The sequence below is a fragment of the Nocardiopsis salina YIM 90010 genome (genome assembly GCF_000341025.1).
GTDB classification, from domain to species: domain Bacteria; phylum Actinomycetota; class Actinomycetes; order Streptosporangiales; family Streptosporangiaceae; genus Nocardiopsis; species Nocardiopsis salina.
This window is the reverse complement of sequence record NZ_ANBF01000152.1, coordinates 21185-38797: the sequence shown is the minus strand read 5'-3', so window position 1 is coordinate 38797 and position 17613 is coordinate 21185. Positions and strand designations below refer to the sequence as shown.

General features: G+C 70.7%; 17 protein-coding genes and 2 pseudogenes. 11 read left to right on the top strand and 8 right to left on the bottom strand.

What is annotated here, in order from left to right; genetic code table 11:
- The 5 genes and pseudogenes from D474_RS33895 to D474_RS0116995 all read right to left on the bottom strand — a co-directional run.
- A pseudogene (locus D474_RS33895) lies at positions 1–237 on the bottom strand (hypothetical protein); the annotation flags it as partial.
- Positions 234–2034 (bottom strand): annotated as a pseudogene (cydD, locus tag D474_RS29020) (thiol reductant ABC exporter subunit CydD). The pseudogenes cydD and D474_RS33895, both read right to left, overlap by 4 nt.
- A 179-nt stretch (positions 2035–2213) precedes the next feature.
- Complete coding sequence (gene cydB, locus D474_RS0117005; RefSeq protein ID WP_017614743.1) at positions 2214–3302, bottom strand: cytochrome d ubiquinol oxidase subunit II; 1089 nt, start codon at positions 3300–3302, stop codon at positions 2214–2216.
- Positions 3303–3313: 11 nt separating this feature from the next.
- Complete coding sequence (locus tag D474_RS0117000; protein WP_017614742.1) at positions 3314–4759, bottom strand: cytochrome ubiquinol oxidase subunit I; 1446 nt, start codon at positions 4757–4759, stop codon at positions 3314–3316.
- Positions 4760–5364: 605 nt separating this feature from the next.
- The gene (locus tag D474_RS0116995; RefSeq protein ID WP_017614741.1) at positions 5365–6096 is read right to left on the bottom strand and encodes a DUF305 domain-containing protein; all 732 of its coding nucleotides are present in this window, start codon (positions 6094–6096) and stop codon (positions 5365–5367) included.
- A gap of 89 nt (positions 6097–6185) precedes the next feature.
- On the opposite strand from D474_RS0116995, the gene D474_RS0116990 reads away from it, so the two are divergent.
- Entirely contained in the window at positions 6186–6902 is a 717-nt protein-coding gene (locus tag D474_RS0116990) for a DUF3105 domain-containing protein (RefSeq protein WP_017614740.1), read from the top strand.
- A 104-nt stretch (positions 6903–7006) separates the two neighbouring features.
- Here the strand turns inward: D474_RS0116990 and D474_RS0116985 are convergent, their stop codons facing one another.
- Together D474_RS0116985 and D474_RS0116980 are read right to left on the bottom strand one after the other, a co-directional pair.
- On the bottom strand, positions 7007–7480 hold the full coding sequence (locus tag D474_RS0116985) for a DUF3515 domain-containing protein (RefSeq protein WP_040703784.1): 474 nt from the start codon (positions 7478–7480) through the stop codon (positions 7007–7009).
- A gap of 61 nt (positions 7481–7541) precedes the next feature.
- Positions 7542–7775, bottom strand: coding sequence for an Lrp/AsnC family transcriptional regulator (locus D474_RS0116980; RefSeq protein ID WP_017614738.1), 234 nt, complete (start codon positions 7773–7775; stop codon positions 7542–7544).
- A 154-nt stretch (positions 7776–7929) separates the two neighbouring features.
- On the opposite strand from D474_RS0116980, the gene D474_RS0116975 reads away from it, so the two are divergent.
- Both D474_RS0116975 and D474_RS0116970 read left to right on the top strand, forming a co-directional pair.
- Positions 7930–8925: a thiamine-phosphate kinase gene (locus D474_RS0116975; protein WP_017614737.1), complete on the top strand. Its 996-nt coding sequence runs from the start codon at positions 7930–7932 to the stop codon at positions 8923–8925.
- A 122-nt stretch (positions 8926–9047) separates the two neighbouring features.
- Positions 9048–9701, top strand: a complete 654-nt coding sequence (locus D474_RS0116970) for a cellulose binding domain-containing protein (RefSeq protein ID WP_026118563.1) — start codon at positions 9048–9050, stop codon at positions 9699–9701.
- A gap of 215 nt (positions 9702–9916) precedes the next feature.
- On the opposite strand, the gene rpmB is transcribed toward D474_RS0116970, so the two are convergent.
- The gene (rpmB, locus tag D474_RS0116965; RefSeq protein ID WP_013151263.1) at positions 9917–10102 is read right to left on the bottom strand and encodes a 50S ribosomal protein L28; all 186 of its coding nucleotides are present in this window, start codon (positions 10100–10102) and stop codon (positions 9917–9919) included.
- Between the two features lie 381 nt (positions 10103–10483).
- Between rpmB and recG the strand changes: the two genes are divergently transcribed.
- The 8 genes from recG (at position 10484) to D474_RS0116925 (ending at position 17608) form a co-directional block, all read left to right on the top strand.
- Entirely contained in the window at positions 10484–12628 is a 2145-nt protein-coding gene (recG, locus tag D474_RS0116960; RefSeq protein ID WP_017614736.1) for an ATP-dependent DNA helicase RecG, read from the top strand.
- Positions 12629–12680: 52 nt separating this feature from the next.
- Positions 12681–13244, top strand: coding sequence for a 16S rRNA (guanine(966)-N(2))-methyltransferase RsmD (gene rsmD, locus D474_RS0116955; protein WP_017614735.1), 564 nt, complete (start codon positions 12681–12683; stop codon positions 13242–13244).
- Positions 13245–13522: 278 nt separating this feature from the next.
- Complete coding sequence (coaD, locus tag D474_RS0116950) at positions 13523–14014, top strand: pantetheine-phosphate adenylyltransferase (protein WP_017614734.1); 492 nt, start codon at positions 13523–13525, stop codon at positions 14012–14014.
- A 242-nt stretch (positions 14015–14256) separates the two neighbouring features.
- Complete coding sequence (locus tag D474_RS0116945; RefSeq protein ID WP_017614733.1) at positions 14257–14841, top strand: YceD family protein; 585 nt, start codon at positions 14257–14259, stop codon at positions 14839–14841.
- Positions 14842–14979: 138 nt separating this feature from the next.
- Positions 14980–15156: a 50S ribosomal protein L32 gene (gene rpmF / locus D474_RS0116940; RefSeq protein WP_017614732.1), complete on the top strand. Its 177-nt coding sequence runs from the start codon at positions 14980–14982 to the stop codon at positions 15154–15156.
- Between the two features lie 415 nt (positions 15157–15571).
- Entirely contained in the window at positions 15572–16303 is a 732-nt protein-coding gene (gene rnc / locus D474_RS0116935) for a ribonuclease III (RefSeq protein ID WP_017614731.1), read from the top strand.
- 4 nt (positions 16304–16307) lie between these two features.
- A complete protein-coding gene (mutM, locus tag D474_RS0116930; protein ID WP_017614730.1) occupies positions 16308–17162 on the top strand; it encodes a bifunctional DNA-formamidopyrimidine glycosylase/DNA-(apurinic or apyrimidinic site) lyase in 855 nt (284 codons plus the stop codon).
- Positions 17163–17287: 125 nt separating this feature from the next.
- On the top strand, positions 17288–17608 hold the full coding sequence (locus D474_RS0116925) for an acylphosphatase (protein WP_017614729.1): 321 nt from the start codon (positions 17288–17290) through the stop codon (positions 17606–17608).
- Positions 17609–17613 lie beyond the last annotated feature (5 nt).

Sequence of the window (17613 nt, the reverse complement as noted above, 5' to 3'; positions counted from 1 at the left end):
CCCCCCAGCCACACCCAGGAGGGCCACTCCGGAACCTGTGGCGGCCGCGCCCAGGAGCACCCCGAGCGCGAACCGGCCCGTCCTCGGGCGGGCCAACCCGATCATGCGCCGGAGCGGGTCGCGCCGTCGCACCCGTTCGGGTACCGGCGCACCCGGGTCCGCCGTCCCCAGGAACCCCGTCGCCGTCCCGGCGGATCCCGTCCCGGCCCCGGCCGGCTCCTCGTGCTTCGCTGTCATCGGCCCGCACCCCCGTCCGTGCTCGGCACCCGCAGTTCGATCACGCGCAACCCCGGCCCGGTCGGCGCGGTGTCCGGGTCTCCGATGTCCTCCCGGGGCGTTCCGCCCGGGGTCAGGGCCTGGGTCAGCCATCCGGGGTCGTGTGCGACGACCACGGCGGTCCGGCCGCGCGCCAGGCGCGCGACCGCGGTCCGCACCGCCGCCGCGTTCTCCGGGTCCAGGTGGGCGGTGGGCTCGTCCAACAGCACGAGCGGGGCGTCCCTGCACATAGCCCGNCGCCCCCGCCGACAGGCGGGCGCCGCGCTCGCCCAGCCGCGTGCCGTACCCGTGCGGAAGCTCGGACACGAACGTGTCGGCCTCCGCGGCCCGCGCCGCTGCGCGGACCTGCTCCATCGTCGCCTCGGGCGCGCCGAGCCGGATGTTGTCGGCCACCGAGACGTCGAACAGGTACGGATGCTGGGGCACCCACGCGATGCCCTGGCGCCAGTCCTCGGCCGGGATCCCGGACAACGGTTCCCAAGCATCCCCGGGCGCCCGCACGCTCACCCGGCCGGCGTCGGGCTCGTTCAGGCGCAGCAGCAACGACAACAGGGTCGTCTTCCCGGCCCCGCTCGGCCCGGTCAGCAGCACGTGTTCGCCCGCGCGCACGGTCAGGTCCAACCCGTCCAACGCGGGCCGGTCGCGCCCCGGATAGGTGAGCCCGACCCCCTCGAAACGCAGGTCGCCCGAGGCCGCCGGGGCGGGTTTCCCGGTGGGTGCGGGTGCTTCGTCCGCGGTGTCCGTACCGCGCTTGCGGTCCAGCTCCGCGAAGACCCCCTCGGCCGCCGCCACGCCCTCCATGCTCGCGTGGAACCTGGCGCCCACCTCCCGCAGCGGCAGGTAGGCCTCGGGCGCGAGGATCAGCACGAGCAGCGCGGTCTGGTAGTCCATGTGCCCGCCCAGCAGGCGCAACCCCACTTCGACCGCGACCAGCGCCACGGCCAGGGTCGACAGCAGTTCCAGTGCGAACGCCGACAGGAACGCCACCCGCAGTGTGCCCATGGTGGCCTTGCGGTGCTGTTCCCCGACCCGCCGGATGATCGCCGCCTGGGCCTTGGCCCGACGGAACACCGCGAGGGTGGGCAGCCCTTCCACGACGTCGAGAAAGTGCCCGCCGAGCCTGTTCAACAGCCGCCACTGCTTGTCGGTGCGCGCCTGCGTGTGCATCCCGATGAGCGCCATGAAGATCGGGATCAGCGGCAGCGTCACCAGGATCACCACACCCGAGATCCAGTCCGCCCAGAAGACCACCGCCAGCACCGTGAACGGAACGATGGCCGCGAGTGCGAGCTGGGGGATGTACCGCGCGAAGTAGTCGTCGAGCGCATCCAGCCCGCGGGTGGCGAGGGTGACCAGTTCGCCGGCCCTGGGTGCGGGATCGCCACCTGTGTCGTCCGAGCCCTCGCCGCCGTCGTCCCCGGCGGGGCCCGCGGTCCACACACGTCCCCGGCCCCCGGTCACGTGCGCGACCAGCCGGCGACGCAGCTGCGACTTCGTGAGGGCCGCGCTGTACAGGGCGGAGGCCTCGGAGACGTAGGACAGCACCGCTCGGCCCACGGCCACCACGGCGACCCCGGCGACCGCCCAGCCCAGGGTGTCGATGCTCTCGCCGTCCCAGGCACCGGTGATGGCGCGGGCGAGCAGCCAGGCCTGGACCAGGATCAGCCCGGTGGTCAGCACGCCTGCTGCCACGGAGACGCCCAGGTGCAGGCGGACCGCGCTCGCCGTGCGAACCAGGCGCGGGTCGAGAGGTTTCATCGGTGGGTGCACCCCGTCCGTGTGGTGGGTGGGTCGGGTTCCGCGGTGAAGCGGGAACGGTGCGCTGTGCAGGGGCGTTCCGGGGACGGCCACGCCGTGGGACCACGATCGCGCAGGCCCCTGCCCCTGAGCGCGGGGCACACTCCGGGGCGCCGCGGCGCCCCGGAGGCCTCGAGGGCTCAGTCGCGGGAAGGGGCCCGGTCAGGGGCCGGGGCAGCGGCGCCGTCCGTGGTCTCGCCGCCGTCGCCGGAGCTCTGGGGCTCCACGCTCTCCCCGGTGATCGTCTCCCCGCTGACCCGCTGACGGAACACCCAGTAGCTCCAGGCCTGGTACCCGAGCACCACCGGCAGCGCCACCAGAGCCAGCCACGACATGACCGTGAGCGTGTACTCGGCCGAGGAGGCGTTGGCGATCGTGAGTGAGTACGCGGGGTCGGTCGTCGACGGCAGGACGTTCGGGTGGAGCGCCCCGAACACCGTCACCGACAGACCGAGCACCGCGCCCGCCGTCGCCGTGAACGACCAGCCCTCACGTCCGCGCCAGGCCAGCGCGACCCCCAGGGCCAGCGCGGCCGTCGCGGCCGCAGCGGTCATCAGCGTCCAGCCCTGCCCGTGCGCGGCCTGCGTCCATCCCAGGAAGACCGTCGTTGCCGGAACGGCCACCACGGCGCTGCCCAACGCCGCCGTCCGGGAGCGAACCCTCACCGGCCCGCCGGTCTTCAGTGTCAGGAACACCGCGCCGTGCAGTGTGAACAGCGACAGCGTCGTCAGTCCGCCCAGAAGAGCGTACGGCGTGAACAGGTCGAACAGTCCGGCGGTGACGATGTGGTCGGCGTCCATGGCCACGCCCTGCACGAGGTTGGCGAAGAGCACGCCCCACAGGAAGGACGGGACCACACTGCCCCAGAAGATCGCGTGGTCCCACCACTCCCGCCACCGGTCGCTGTCCCGGTTGCTGCGGTACTTGAAGGCCACACCGCGGGCGATGAGTGCGATGAGGATGACGAAGACGGGCAGGTAGAAGCCGCTGAGCATCGACGCGTACCAGGCCGGGAACGCGGCGAACATCGCACCGACCGCGGTGATCAGCCACACCTCGTTGGCGCTCCACACCGGCCCGATGGAGTTGATGGCGACCCGACGGTCCACGGAGTTGCGCGCGCCGGTGAAGGGAAGCAGCACGCCGACTCCGAAGTCGAACCCTTCGAGGAAGAAGTAGCCGGTCCACAGGACGGCGATGGCGATGAACCAGAGGAGAGCGAGATCCATGTCCGGGCCTCCTAGTAGCTGAAGTGCGGGATCGTGGACTCGTCCTCGTCGTCCTCCAGATCGGGGACGAGGTGGGAGGGGCCCTTCTTGATGTACTTCCAGAGCAGCCCGACCTCGACGACGAACAGTGCCCCGTACACCGCGGTGAACATCGCAAGGCTCGTCGCGACGGTGCCGAGGTCTACCCCGGGCGAGACGCTCGCGGCGGTGAGGAGTTCGCCGTGGACCGTCCAGGGCTGGCGCCCCATCTCGGTGAGGATCCAGCCGAAGATGTTGGCCAGCAGCGCGGCGGGCAGGGCGGCCATCGCGGCGAAGTAGAACCACTTGCTGCTCGGTAGGCGTTCGCGGCCGCGGGTGAAGTACAGGCCGGCGGCGGCGATGCCGATACCGAACAGGCCGAGGCCCATCATGAGCCGGAACGACCAGTAGATGACGAAGACGTTCGGGATGTAGTCGCCGGGACCGTAGTAGTCCTCGTAGGCCTCCTGGAGGTCGTTCATCCCGTGGACCTCGCCGTCGAATTCGCCCGTGGCGAGGAAGCTGAGCACGTTCGGGATGGTCACGTCGACCGGGTTGTAACCCTCGTCGGTGTCGCCGACCGCGAACGTGGAGAAGGGCGCGCCCTCCTCGCTGTCCCAGTGCGCCTCGGCCGCGGCGAGTTTCATGGGTTCGAACTCCGCGGCGAGCTTGGCCTGGTTGTCGCCGGAGAGCACGGTGAACGCGCCGGCCACGAGAGTGACGATGAGGCCGACCTTCAGTGCGCCGCGGAACAGGGCGCGCTCGCGGCGGGGCGGCTCGACCCCCGGGTTCCCGGTGTCGTTGTGGTGGGTGTTGCGCCAGAGCTTGAACGCGCAGACGGCGACGACGAACAGGCCGGCGGTGACGAAGGAGGCGCCGACGGTGTGGATGTAGGTCGACCAGGCCTGGTCGTTGCTGAGCACGGCCCAGATGTCGGTGAGCTCGGCGCGGCCGGTCTCCTCGTTGATCTCGTAGCCGACCGGGTTCCGCATCCAGGCGTTGGCGGCGAGGATGAAGTACGCGGACAGGTTGGTGCCGATGGCCACGAGCCAGATGCAGCCCAGGTGCACGAGGCGGGGCAGCCTGTGCCAGCCGAAGATCCACAGCCCGATGAAGGTGGACTCCAGGAAGAAGGCGAGCAGCGCCTCCATGGCCAGGGGCGCCCCGAAGACGTCGCCGACGAAGCGTGAGTACTCGCTCCAGTTCATGCCGAACTGGAACTCCTGCACGATGCCGGTGACCACGCCCAGGGCGAAGTTGATGAGGAACAGCTTGCCGAAGAACTGGGTGGCCTGGAGGTACTCGTGCCGTCCCGTCCTGTACCAGAACGTCTGGAGGACGGCGACGATGAAGGACAGGCCGACCGTCAGGGGGACGAACAGGAAGTGGTAGATCGTGGTGATCCCGAACTGCCACCTCGCGAGATCAAGTGCTTCCATGCCCGCCTCTCAGGTACCGACCGAAAGTAGTACTACAAACTGTAGTGCTACTTCGTGTCGTAACGAGTGGGGGTCGTGGTCAATGGGCCCCGCGGGCAGGGTGCCGGGGCCTTCCGCGGGTGTTCCGGGGTGGTTCGGCGGGCCCGTGTGGGCGTCGTGGATCACCCCTGCCCGGGCGGCGTCCCCGGTGAGTGCCGCTGTGAGCTGGGAAAACCTCACGCCGGATCGGGTGGGGGAGTCGTGTGGAACAGTGTCCTGTGCCCTTGCGCACACGTAGTGGTAACGCGCTCGGCAGTCCTGCAGTAGACATCCGGGCACGAGGGCAGCTGAGCGGAGAAGGCGGGTCGATGGAGACGGGCGGTCCCGGCCGCGGGCACGATCAGGCATGCGACACGGTCTCCGTGCCAGGGGTCCGGGGTGAGCACGGGGCGGTTCGTGAACCCCTTCCCTCTGCGCTCCTCCGGAACCGAGCCTGCTCCGGGGTCTCACTCCTGGATGCGGCCGCACAGAACAGGGCCGCGGAGGTTGCCCTCCGCGGCCCCGCCGAGTGTCGTGCTCCGGTCACCGGTCGGCCCTCAGGCCCTGCTCGCCCCCGTGCCGGAAGCTCAGTCCTGCGGGTCCACCCCGCGTTCCTCGAGCATCCGCTCCATCAGGTCGATCTCGGACTGCTGGGCGTCGACCATGCCCTGCGCGAAGTCCACGACCATGTCCTCGCCGCCGAGCTCCACCTCGGCCTCGGCCATGTCGATGCCGCCCTCGTGGTGATCGATCATCAGGTCGAGGAAGATGATCTCGGCTTCCTCGCCCTCGGCCTCGTCCAGCTCCGCGAGTTCCTCGTCCGTGGCCAGGCCGGGCATGCGGTCGGGCACCTCGCCCTCACCACCGCCGTGGTCGTGGCCCGATTCGGCCATCCACGCCATGGGCTCCTCCGGCCCGCGGGAGGGCAGGTCCCACTCCATGAGCCAGCCCTGCATGATGCCGATCTGCGCCTGCTGGGTCCGGGCCATGTCCGTGGCGACGGTGTGCAGCCGGGCGTCGTCGGTCTTGTCCAGGACGACCATCGACATGTCCACGGCCTGTGCGTGGTGGGCGCTCATGTCCCGGAGGAAACCGGCGTCGGCGCCGGTGTCCAGCGGGTAGGAGGGGCGTCCTGCGAGATAGCCCACGAGGAGCGCCAGGACCACGAGGGTCGCCGCCATCCACGTCGGTGTGGAACGCCAGGAGCGCTCGGCCGCAGCCGTCCCCGGGTTCGGGTCCTCCGGTGCCGACTCCTCGGCGGTCTCCCCGGCCCGGTCGCTGTCCGCGGGGCCCTCCGCGCGCGGGTCGTTGTTTTCCATCGGTTACATCCTGGTCGTATCGCCCGACAGTGGTGACAAGGTAGAGGATAGGTAAGTACCCGTTGTCCCCACTCATCCCAGGAGACCCAGTGGCCAAGAAGAAGTCGGCCGAGGAGAGGCGGCGCAGGGCCGCAGAGCTCAAGGCCAAGCGCATCAAGGAAGAACGCCGCAAGCGCATGTGGAAGATCGCCGGGATCACCACAGCGGCCGTCCTGGTGGTGGGTCTTCTGGTCTTCGCGATCGCCATGGAGGTCCGGAGCCGCAACATCTCGGGTGTGCAGGAGTTCGAGGGTGTCACGAACGAGCACGTCCCGATGGGGGAACGGGTCGACTACGACCAGTATCCTCCCCCGGGCGGCGACCACTGGGCGAGCTGGCAGAACTGTGGCGTGTACCCCGAGCCGGTGACCACCGAGCTGGCCGTGCACTCCATGGAGCACGGCGCGGTCTGGATCAACTACGACCCCGAGCTCCCAGAGGACGAGGTCCAGGCGCTCAACGAGATGTACAACGACGGCGACTACCTGCTCGTCACCCCCGCGGCCGAGGAGATGGAGGCCCCGATCGTGGCCTCCAGCTGGGCCCGCCAGATCACCGCGGAGAGCGCGGACGACGAGGACCTGGAGCGTTACGTCCAGATGTACGAGCGCGGCCAGGACGTCCCGGAGCCGGGCGCCCCGTGCTCCGGCGAGATCTCCGAGACCGCCCCGGAGTTCGAGGAGCGGCTCGGGGGCGGCGGCGAACAGGGCGGCGAGAACGGCGCCGAGGGCGACGAGGACGCCGGCGACGACGAGGAGAACGAGTAACCGTCGCCCCGCAGCCGGGACATCCCCCTCGTCCTGGGAGAACACGAGAAGGGGTCGGTGGCCGGTTCGTGGCCACCGACCCCTTCTCGTCGGTCAGAGGGACCTCAGAGCGAACCGTCGGGCAACGGCGGGATGTGCTCGGAGATCAGGTCGCTCACCGTGGTCAGTGCCGGTGCCGGGGCCCCGTGACCGGAGGGCACCTGCAGCTCGACGTAGGCCTCGTGCCCGACCGCGGTGAACATCGTCGGGTCGTCCTCGGGCTGGGGCAGCCACGCGACCCCGTTGACCTCCTCCAGGAGCGAATCAGGCTGGAGGTCGTCGGGGCGGGGGACACCGCAGCGCAGGCTGATGGGCGGATCGCCCCAGGCGGCCATGGTCTCGCTGTCCGGCTGGACCTCGGCGCGCTCGGCGTCCAAGAGGGTGTCGGGGAGCTCGGCGACGAACTCCGAGCAGACCTCCGTGGTGGTCCCGTCGGTCTCCGGGGGGCTCATCTGCACGGTCTGCGGCCCGCAGCCCGTCGCGACCAGGACCGCACCGAGAGCCGTCACCGCGGTCGCCCCGAAACCTCGTCTGCGCACTGCCTTGCCACCCCGCTCTGTCGGACCCGGAAGGGGAATCTCTGGGTCCGTGCGGACCCGTTCAGATATTGACGATAGGACACGTCAGGGTACGGGCGATCCCGTCCAGGCGCTGAATGCGGGCCACGACCAGTGACCCGAGCGCATCGACGTCGTCCGCACGGGCCTGGACGATCACGTCGTAGGGGCCGGTGACGTCGTGGGCCTCGTCCACACCCGGGATGTCGCGGACCCGCCCTGCGACCTCCGAGGCATGACCGACCTCGGTCTGGATGAGGATGTAGGCCTGCACCATGTGTACTTCTCCTTCGGTCCGAGCCGGTGTGGAACGAGCGGGGCACCGGCCGACCGCGAGGGGCGCGGCAGGTGTCGAAAAAGGTGACGGCGCTGGACACAGCCCCTGCAGAGGTCTGGACCACGCGCCGGAGCGTCACCGTACCCTGATCTCTGTGCGGAACACCATCGGGGGTCTGGGCGAGTTCACTCTGATCACACGCGTGACGGCCCAATTCCCCACCACGGACGACGTAATCCTCGGCCCGGGCGACGACGCGGCGATCGTCGCGGCCCCCGACGGGCGGACGGTGGCCACCACCGACGTGCTCGTCGAGGGACGGCACTTCCGCCGTGACTGGTCGACCGCGCGCGACGTGGGACACCGGGCGGTGGCGCAGAACTTCTCCGACATCGCGGCGATGGGTGCGCGTCCCACCACTCTGCTCATCGGGTTCGCCGCACCCTCCGACCTGCCCGTGCAGTGGGCCGAGGACTTCACCGCGGGGGTGCGCGACGAGTGCGCGGTCGCAGGGGGGACGGTCGTGGGAGGCGACATGGTGGGATCCGACACCCTCACCATCGCTGTCACGGCGCTGGGTGACCTGGGCGGGGCCGATCCGGTGCTGCGCAGCGGCGCTCGGCCGGGGGACGTGGTTGCCTGCACCGGGCACCTCGGGCTCTCCGCCGCCGGGCTCGCCCTGCTGGAACGCGGTGTCGAAGGACCCGCCCTGTGCCTGTCCGAGCACCGCAGGCCCTCTCCCCCCTATGCCGCAGGGGCCGAGGCCGCGAGCCTGGGCGCCACCGCGATGCTCGACGTCAGCGACGGCCTCGTGCAGGACCTCGGCCACGTGGCCCGAGCGAGCGGGGTGTATATCGATCTGGACTCGATGTCCCTCGACCCCGACCCCGCGCTCCTCGAAGCGGTCCGGATGCTCGGGGCCGCCCCGGACCGGGCGCCGGAGGCCGCACGTGGCCTCATGTTGGCCGGTGGGGAGGACCACGCGCTCGCCGCGTGCTTCCCTCCCGGCGTCCGGCTTCCCGCGCACTGGCTCCCTGTGGGCCGCGTCGGGCCGGTGTCCGAAACCGCTGAGCCGGGCACGGACGGTGGTGTCACGGTCGACGGTTCCCCAGCTCCGGGTGGGGGATGGGACCATTTCGGCCCCGGGTGAGCGCACACGGATTTGTCCTGTTTGGCTCTCGCGCTAGGGTTTTCCGCGCGGCTCGTGTGATGTGAGGAAAGGTCTGCGACCGGGGAGCGGAACAGCGTCGAGAGGGCGGTTCTTTGAGCGGCATGGGTAAGCGGCGTGCGACGGCGCGCCGCGGCGCACACCGCAGCGAACCCGAGGAGGCCGGCGCCCTACGCCGCTTCAGCGGGTTCCTGGGCAGCACAGTGCCCAGGCGTGTGGAACCGCCGCGCCTGCTCAACGTCCTGGTCGTCTCCGGCGTGATCCTGGGGCTGGTGCTCTTCGGTTACAGCACGACCCAGATCTACCTGCAGTTCGGCGGCAACCCCGGCGTTCCCGGGACGCCCGGCGCCGCGGAGGACCTCGACCCCGAACCCTCGCCCGACCGCGGATCGGCCGGTCAGGAGGGCTCCGGCAGCGCCGACGGCCCCGAGACGCAGGCCGGGGCCGAACCCACTACCGTGGCCTACCGCGTCGTGGACCGCACCGACGCGGGTTTCACCGGGCACGTCACGCTCACGAACACCTCCGAGAGCCACCTCGACGCGTGGGAACTGGCCCTGGCCTTCGACCGCGCGGAGGTCACCGAGGTGCACGACGCCGACTGGGAACCCTTGGAGGACGGCGTCCTGGCCCGGCAGCCCGGGGGAGGGGACGGCCTCGACCCGGGGGAGTCGGTCACCGTTTCCTTCGACGCCATCGGCGACCCCGAGGACCCGCCGGCACGGTGCTCCCTCAACGGCCACGTCTGCGACCTGTGAAGGGCTGAGGGGCACGGACTCCCGCGGCCGGGCCTTCTCGGTGGGGCCGCCGGTCCCCGCGCCCCTGACTTCCGCGGCCGTAGGGCGGAACGTGGTCCGGGCTGCGCGTGCCCGAGTTTCCTGATCCGACAGGACCGTCAGCAAGGGGTCCGTGAACGACGAAGGCCCCCCGACGGTGTCGGAGGGCGCTTCGAAATGATCCTGCGGCCGGAACCCTAGCGGGTGACCTTGCCGGCCTTGATGCACGAGGTGCAGGCGTTCACGCGCTTGGGCGTGCCACCGACACGGGTGCGGACGGTCTGGATGTTGGGGTTCCAGCGGCGGCGGGTGCGACGGTGCGAGTGGGAAACACTGTTACCGAACCCTGGTCCCTTGCCGCAGACGTCGCAAACGGAAGCCACGGTAACTCCATTCAAGCGCTCGGGATCGCGCACGTCGCCGCACGCGAAGGGTCTGATCCGACCGGGAGAGGTCGAGGGCAGGTCGGCGACACGGTCGCCAACCGTCGAAGAGTACACGAAAAGCATGGTCGGACGCGGAATCGGGCCGCAGACCGAGGCTCTTCGTGTGCAGGTGGGCCGTGGTGGGAGCGAGAGCTCCATCACCCACCGGAGCATCGCACGCGCCGTGCGGGCACGGCGAAGACGCGATGAACTCCGTCGAGTATACCCCGCTTGCGAAGGGCTGGGTGCCGACGCGGGTCTCGCACCGCCACGGCGGGCGCCGAACCTCTACCGTAGCGGTCAGCAGGCGGTCATCACCGAATCCGGACGGGAACCACAGTGAGCACCTGGGACGAACCGCTGCGCACGGCCCTCGGCGGCTCGGCGCGCACCTTCAAGGACAAACTCGACCTGCACACGCTCGGGGACCTGCTGCGTTACTACCCCCGCAGGTACGACCGCAGGGGTGACCTCACCGACCTCGCGGTGCTCCAGGAGGGCGAGGACGTGACCGTGCAGGCGGAGGTGCTCGACGCCCGCCGCCGCACCATCCCCGCCCGGGGCAAGCGCCGCCGGATGGACATGCTCGAGGTGACGGTGACCGACGGCACAGGGCGCCTGCACCTGACCTTCTTCAACCGCGGCTCCTTCCACCAGGGCAAACTCGTTCCCGGCCGACTGGCGATGATCTCCGGCCGGGTCTCCACCTACCGGGGGCGCCGCCAGCTCGACCACCCCGAGTACCAGCTGCTGGAGGGCGAGGAGCTGTCGGAGGAGGAGGCGCGCGCCTACGCCGACCAGCTCATCCCCGTGTACCCGGCGGTCAAGGGATTGGACTCAGCGCGCATCGCCGTGGCCGTGGACATGGTTCTGGCCCGGGTGGACGAACTGCCCGACCCCCTGCCCCCGCAGGTGCGCGAACGGCGGCGGTTGGAGGGGATCGCCGAGGCGCTGCGCGGGGTCCACCGTCCGGAGACCGAACAGGACATCGGCCGTGCCCGGCGGCGCCTGAAGTGGGACGAGGCGTTCGTGCTGCAGCTGGCCCTGGCGATGCGGCGGCACAAGGCCGAGGAGCTGCCCGCGCGGCCCCGCCCGGGGGCCGACGACGGGATCCTGGCCGCCTTCGACGCTCAGCTGCCGTTCACCCTCACCGACGGGCAGACGCAGGTCGGACAGCGCCTGGCCGAGCTGCTCGCCGGTACGCACCCCATGCACAGCCTGCTGCAGGGCGACGTGGGCGCGGGCAAGACGCTGGTGGCGCTGAGGGCGATGCTGCGGGTCGTGGACTCCGGCGGGCAGGCCGTGATGCTGGCGCCCACCGAGGTCCTGGCGCAGCAGCACCACCGTTCCATCACCGAGATGCTCGGATCCCTGGCGCGGGCCGGACAGATCGACGGGGCCGAACACGCCACGAGGGTGAGTCTGCTCACCGGGTCGATGGGCGCAGCGACCCGACGCGAGGCGTTGCTGGAGGCCGCGTCGGGGCAGGCCGGGATCGTCGTGGGCACACACGCGCTGTTGCAGGAGCACGTTTCCTTCGCCGACCTGGGGTTCGTCGTGGTCGACGAGCAGCACCGGTTCGGCGTCGAGCAGCGCGACGCCCTGCGGGAGAAGGCCGCGGAGGGGCGTCCGCACGTGCTGGTCATGACCGCCACGCCCATCCCACGGACCGTCGCGATGACCGTCTACGGCGATCTCGACGTGGTCTCCCTCACGCAGCTGCCGTCCGGGCGTGCGGGGGTGTCCACACACGTGGTTCCGGCCCTGGAGAAGCCGCACTTCCTCGCACGCGCCTGGGAGCGGGTGCGCGAGGAGGTCGGCAAGGGACGCCAGGCGTTCGTGGTGTGCCCGCGCATCGGTGACAACGACGACGACTCCTCGGCGTCGGTCCTGGACGTGCAGACCCGACTGCAGAAGGAGGTCCTTCCCGACCTGCGGGTGGCGCCCCTGCACGGGCGGATGGCACCGGAGGAGAAGGACGAGGCGATGCGGGCCTTCACCGCGGGCGACATCGACGTGCTGGTCTCCACCACGGTCATCGAGGTCGGTGTGGACGTGCCCAACGCAACGACGATGGTGATCATGGACGCCGACCGCTTCGGGGTCTCCCAGCTGCACCAGTTGCGCGGGCGTGTCGGGCGCGGGGACCTTCCCGGCCTGTGCCTGCTCGTCACCGAGGCTCCGGAGGGCACATCGGCCCGCACCAGGCTCGACGCCGTGGCCTCGACCACCGACGGGTTCGAGCTCTCACGTGTGGACCTGGAGATGCGGCGGGAGGGCGACGTGCTCGGGGACGCCCAGTCCGGTGCCCGCTCGAGCCTGCGCATGCTGACGCTCGTGCGCGACGAGGAGCTCATCGGGGAGGCCCGGGAGGAGGCCTCCCGGCAGATGGCGGAGGATCCGGACCTGACCTACGCGCCACTGGCCGAGGCCCTGGACACCCTGCTGCCGGAGGAACGGGCGGAGTACCTCGACAAGGGCTGACCCGGGGCCGGTGCCAGGGTCGGGCACATCCCGCCGCCGCTACCGTGGTGCCATGACCCGCATCATCGCCGGAGCCGCGGGCGGTCGGCGCATCGACGCCCCCGACGGCCGCACCACGCGTCCCACCAGTGACCGCGCCCGGGAGGCGCTGTTCTCCTCCGCCCAGTCCGATCTGGGCTCCCTGAACGGTGTCCGGGTGCTGGACCTGTACGCGGGCTCGGGTGCGATCGGCCTGGAGGCGCTGTCCCGCGGAGCCGAGCACGCCCTGCTGGTCGAGGCCGATCGGAAGGCCGCCGCGACCATCAGGGCCAACACCAAGGCGCTGCGGCTGCCCGCGGCTCGGCTGGTCGTCGACCGCGTCGAGCGGGTCCTCGCCACTGCTCCGGAAGCCCCCTACGACCTGGTCGTGGCCGATCCGCCCTACACGGTCGGAGAGGAGGAGCTCGCCGGGGTGCTGCGCGCCCTCCTCGACCAGGGGTGGTTGTCCGACGACGCCGTCGTGGTGCTGGAACGCTCCAAGCGCAGCCCGGAGCCCACGTGGCCCGACGGTCTCGAGCGTGACCGCAGCCGCACCTACGGTGAGGCCGTGCTCTGGTACTCGCGTCCCGTCCCCTGATCCGGCCTCCTCGGCCCGGACGAGCGTGCCCTGGTGACGGAACGGGCGTTCCTCGACCGTGCAGGGGCCCGGTGCGGGGCGGCGCGTGTGAGGGGGATCCGGGTCGTGGGGGCAGGAAACGGATGCGGGAGGATGACGGGGGGTATGTGTCCGTCATGCACGCCCTGGACATGATCTGCCGGGATTGATCCGTATGTGATCCGTGTCCCACGTCCGCGGTATCGCGGGCGCCGGGCCCCGGCAGGTACGAGACAACCTTCGGAAAGGGGCGATCCACCGTGCGCCGTGCCGTCTGCCCGGGCTCGTTCGACCCGGTCACCTACGGTCACATCGACATCGTCGGCCGCGCCGCCAAGCAGTACGACGAGGTCGTCGTCGCCGTGTTGAACAACATCAGCAAGCGCGGACTCTTCAGTGTCGAGGAGAAGCTCGACATGCTCTCCGAGGGCACGGGGGACTTCGGCAACGTGAGCGTCGCCGAGTTCGACGGCCTGCTCGTGGACTTCTGCCGCGACAACGGCATCGACACCATCGTCCGCAGCCTGCGCTCGGTCAGCGACTTCGACTACGAGCTCCAGATCGCCCAGATGAACTACCGCCTCTCGGGTGTGGAGACGGTCTTCATGACCGCGAACCCGCAGTACTCCTTCCTCTCCTCCAGCCTGGTACGCGAGATCGCCCAGCACAGCGGCGACGTCTCCAGCCTGGTCACCCCCTACGTCCAGAAGCGCCTGCGGGAGAAGTACGCCGAGCGGTCCGCGGGGCAGTGAGGCCGGACGCAGGGCCCGTGTGCGGGGTTGATTTGGGTGGTCGCGGACATGGTAGGTAGAATCCTGGTCCGACCATGGGCGTCGTCCGTAGTACACGGCCCTCGCCCCGCCGATCCGGCGGAGGGACCGAGGTCCCGTTCACCGGAAGGGATCCCGGCCGGCACCACCGGTCCCGTTCCCGGCACCGGCCACGGTACGTGCGCGGTGTCCGGCAAGCTCCGAAACCCTTTCGTGAAAGCGCGATGACCCAGTCCCGTCTTGATCCCCGTGACCCGTTCGTGGTCGACACCCGCCCGCTGGGCCGCCAGCCGGGGTCGATGCGGACCGTCAACCGCATCGTGAACGTCCCCGAGGCGTTCGCGACGCCGATGGCGTCCATCCCCGAGGGCGCGGAGATCGAACTCGACCTCCGGCTGGAGGCCGTGATGGAGGGTGTCCTTGTCACCGGCACGGCCCGGGGGCGGATGACGGCTGAGTGCTCGCGTTGCCTCGACCCGCTCTCGGAGGACCTGGAGGCCGACTACCAGGAGCTCTTCCGCTACGCGTCCGACGACAGCGAGGGCACCGGCGGCGAGGGCACGGACGAGGGTGCCGACGATGAGGACTACTATCTTGAGGGCGACCTGCTCGGCCTCGAACCCGTGGTCCGAGACGCAGTCGTTCTCGCTCTCCCGCTCTCACCGTTGTGCGGTCCGGACTGTCCCGGCCTGTGCCCCGAGTGCGGGGTCAAGCTGGCCGAGGCCGGCCCCGACCACGGCCACGGTGAGCGCATCGACCCCCGCTGGGAGGCGCTCCGCAAGATCGCGGAGGACCCCGGCGAACGCTGAGAGCAGCGCCCCGTGCACGCGGGACGTCCCGGCTTCGGGCCGGGCGACCCGTGACGGAGCACACACCCCGCACAGCACGCGGGGCTGACCAGACGATCGACTCTCCCGCGACCGCGGGGGTGACCCAGGAGGATTGAAGTGGCCGTCCCGAAGCGGAAGATGTCGCGGAGCAACACCCGGACCCGTCGTTCCCAGTGGAAGGCGCAGCGCCCGGTGCTGGTCAACTGCCCGCGCTGCCGTGACCCGAAGCAGCCCCACACCGCGTGCCCGACCTGCGGCACCTACAACAACCGCCAGGTCACCAACCCGGCCTGACGACATGGTCCGCGGAGACCGGTCCGAGATGCCGCGCTGCCCATGGCGGGAGCGCGGCATCTCTGTGTCCGGTCCTTCGACACTGCGCCCGGTCCTGCCCGCCCCGGGACGCGCCTGACGCCCCCGAGTGCCAGGGACCGGGGTGGGCCGCTCACAGGGCTTTGTAGAGTGGTTGCGCAACCCACGGGTGCCGTCCGGGCCGGTCGCAGATCCGGCCGTGGTTCCCGAGTTCGTGGTGGCTGCCGGGGGAGTCGCACTCCCGCGACGGTCACCTCGTTTTCGAGCACCGCGGCCGTGACCGGGCCACGCGCACCCGATCCGCCCCAGCGCCGGGCAGGTGGGAGAGAAGGCGAGGACCGGGGCCGTTCGCGCCGCCCCGGATCCGCCCGGCGCACGACCAGGGAAGTGTTCAAGCGTGGCCAACCAGCAGCTCTCCGCCTCCGAGTCCCGGGCCTTCAACAAGGCCGTCGGTGTGGAGATCGACCCCGAGATCGTCCTGCGTGCCCTCACGCACCGCTCGTACGCCTACGAGAAGGGCGGCCTGCCCACCAACGAGCGCCTGGAGTTCCTCGGCGACTCCGTGCTCGGCCTGGTGGTGACCGACACCCTCTTCCGCAAGCACCCCGACCTGCCCGAGGGGCAGCTCGCCAAGTTGCGCGCCGCCGTGGTCAACATGCGTGCGCTGGCCGACGTCGCCCGCAGTCTGGGAATCGGCGAGTACATCCGGCTCGGCCGTGGTGAGGAGGGCACCGGGGGCCGCGACAAGTCCTCGATCCTCGCCGACACGCTGGAGGCGATCATCGGGGCCGTCTACCTCGACCGCGGCCTCGACACCGCATCGGCCTTCGTGCACCGGCTGTTCGACCCGCTCATCGCCACCGCCTCCGGGCTGGGCGCGGGCCTCGACTGGAAGACGTCCCTGCAGGAGCTCACCGCCTCCGAGATGCTCGGCGTTCCCGAGTACCAGGTGGACGAGTCCGGCCCCGACCACCAGAAGACCTTCCGCGCGACCGTGCGCGTGGCCGGCGAGAGCTACGGCCTCGGCGAGGGCCGTAGCAAGAAGGAGGCCGAGCAGCAGGCCGCGGAGTCGGCGTGGAAGGCGATCCGCGCCCGTTCCGAGCAGACCGCCGACGGGGGACAGGGGTAGAGCCGTGCCCGAACTGCCCGAGGTCGAGGTCGTTCGCCGGGGGCTGGAGTCCCACGCGCTGGGCCGCAAGATCGGAGCCGTGGAGGTCCTGCATCCGCGCTCGGTGCGCCGCCACGAGGCCGGCGCCGCCGACTTCTCCGCGCGTCTGTCCGGCGCGGTACCGGTGGCCGTGCGCCGCCGCGGCAAGTACATGTGGCTGGTGCTGGACACCGGCGACATGCTCCTGGCCCACCTGGGCATGAGCGGTCAGATGCTGGTGCAGCCGGACGAGCGCGATGACGAGAAGCACCTGCGGGTGCGCCTGCCGTTGTCGGACGGCCGGGAACTGCGGTTCGTGGACCAGCGCACTTTCGGGCACCTCATGGTCGTGTCCGGGGGTGAGCACCCGGACGTTCCCTCCGTGGTCGACCACATCGCGCTCGACCCGCTCGACCCCGCCTTCGTGCCCGGCGACCTCGTCAAGGCCCTGCGTGCCAAACGCACCGAGGTCAAGCGGGCGCTGCTCGACCAGTCCGTGGTCAGCGGGGTCGGCAACATCTACGCCGACGAGGCCCTGTGGCGGTCGGGCCTGCACTGGGGCCGGTCCACACGCGGGCTCTCCGACGTTCAGGCTCTCGGGCTCATCGCGCACGTGCAGGACGTGATGAAGGAGGCCCTGGAGGTCGGCGGCACGACCTTCGACGGACTCTACGTGGACGTCAACGGTGAGAGCGGGTACTTCGAGCGGGGCCTGAACGCCTATGGCCGCCGCGACGAGCCTTGCGGCCGCTGTGGCGCCCTGATCGTGCGCGAGGCCTTCATGAACCGTTCCTCCTTCTCCTGCCCGCGTTGCCAGCCGGCCCCGCGCGCACGCCGCTGAGCCGCTCCGATACCGCGCTGCACCCGCCCAGTGTTCGCCACTGTTGATGCTGTGACGCACGGGGCGCACGTGGTGCGGCATCGTGGTGAGGAAAGTTTGTCGCGAAGGTAAGGAAGGCGCGTGCCGTGAACGAGAACCAGGGCGGAAGACCGCAAGGCACCGAGTATCCGGACGCGGACGTCAGGCTGACCGCGTGGGTGCGTGGACACGTCCAAGGTGTGGGTTTCCGCTGGTGGGTGCGGGCCCGCGCGCTCGAGGAAGGGCTCGTCGGCGCCGCGACCAACCTCCGCGACGGCCGTGTGGAGGTCGTGGCCGAAGGGCACCGGCACGCGTGTGAGCGGCTCCTGGGGCACTTGCGAGACGGTCGGACGCCCGGCCGTGTCGATTCCGTCGTGGAACGCTGGGCCCGACCCGGGGGTACCTTCACCGAATTCGTCGAACGGTGAGTATG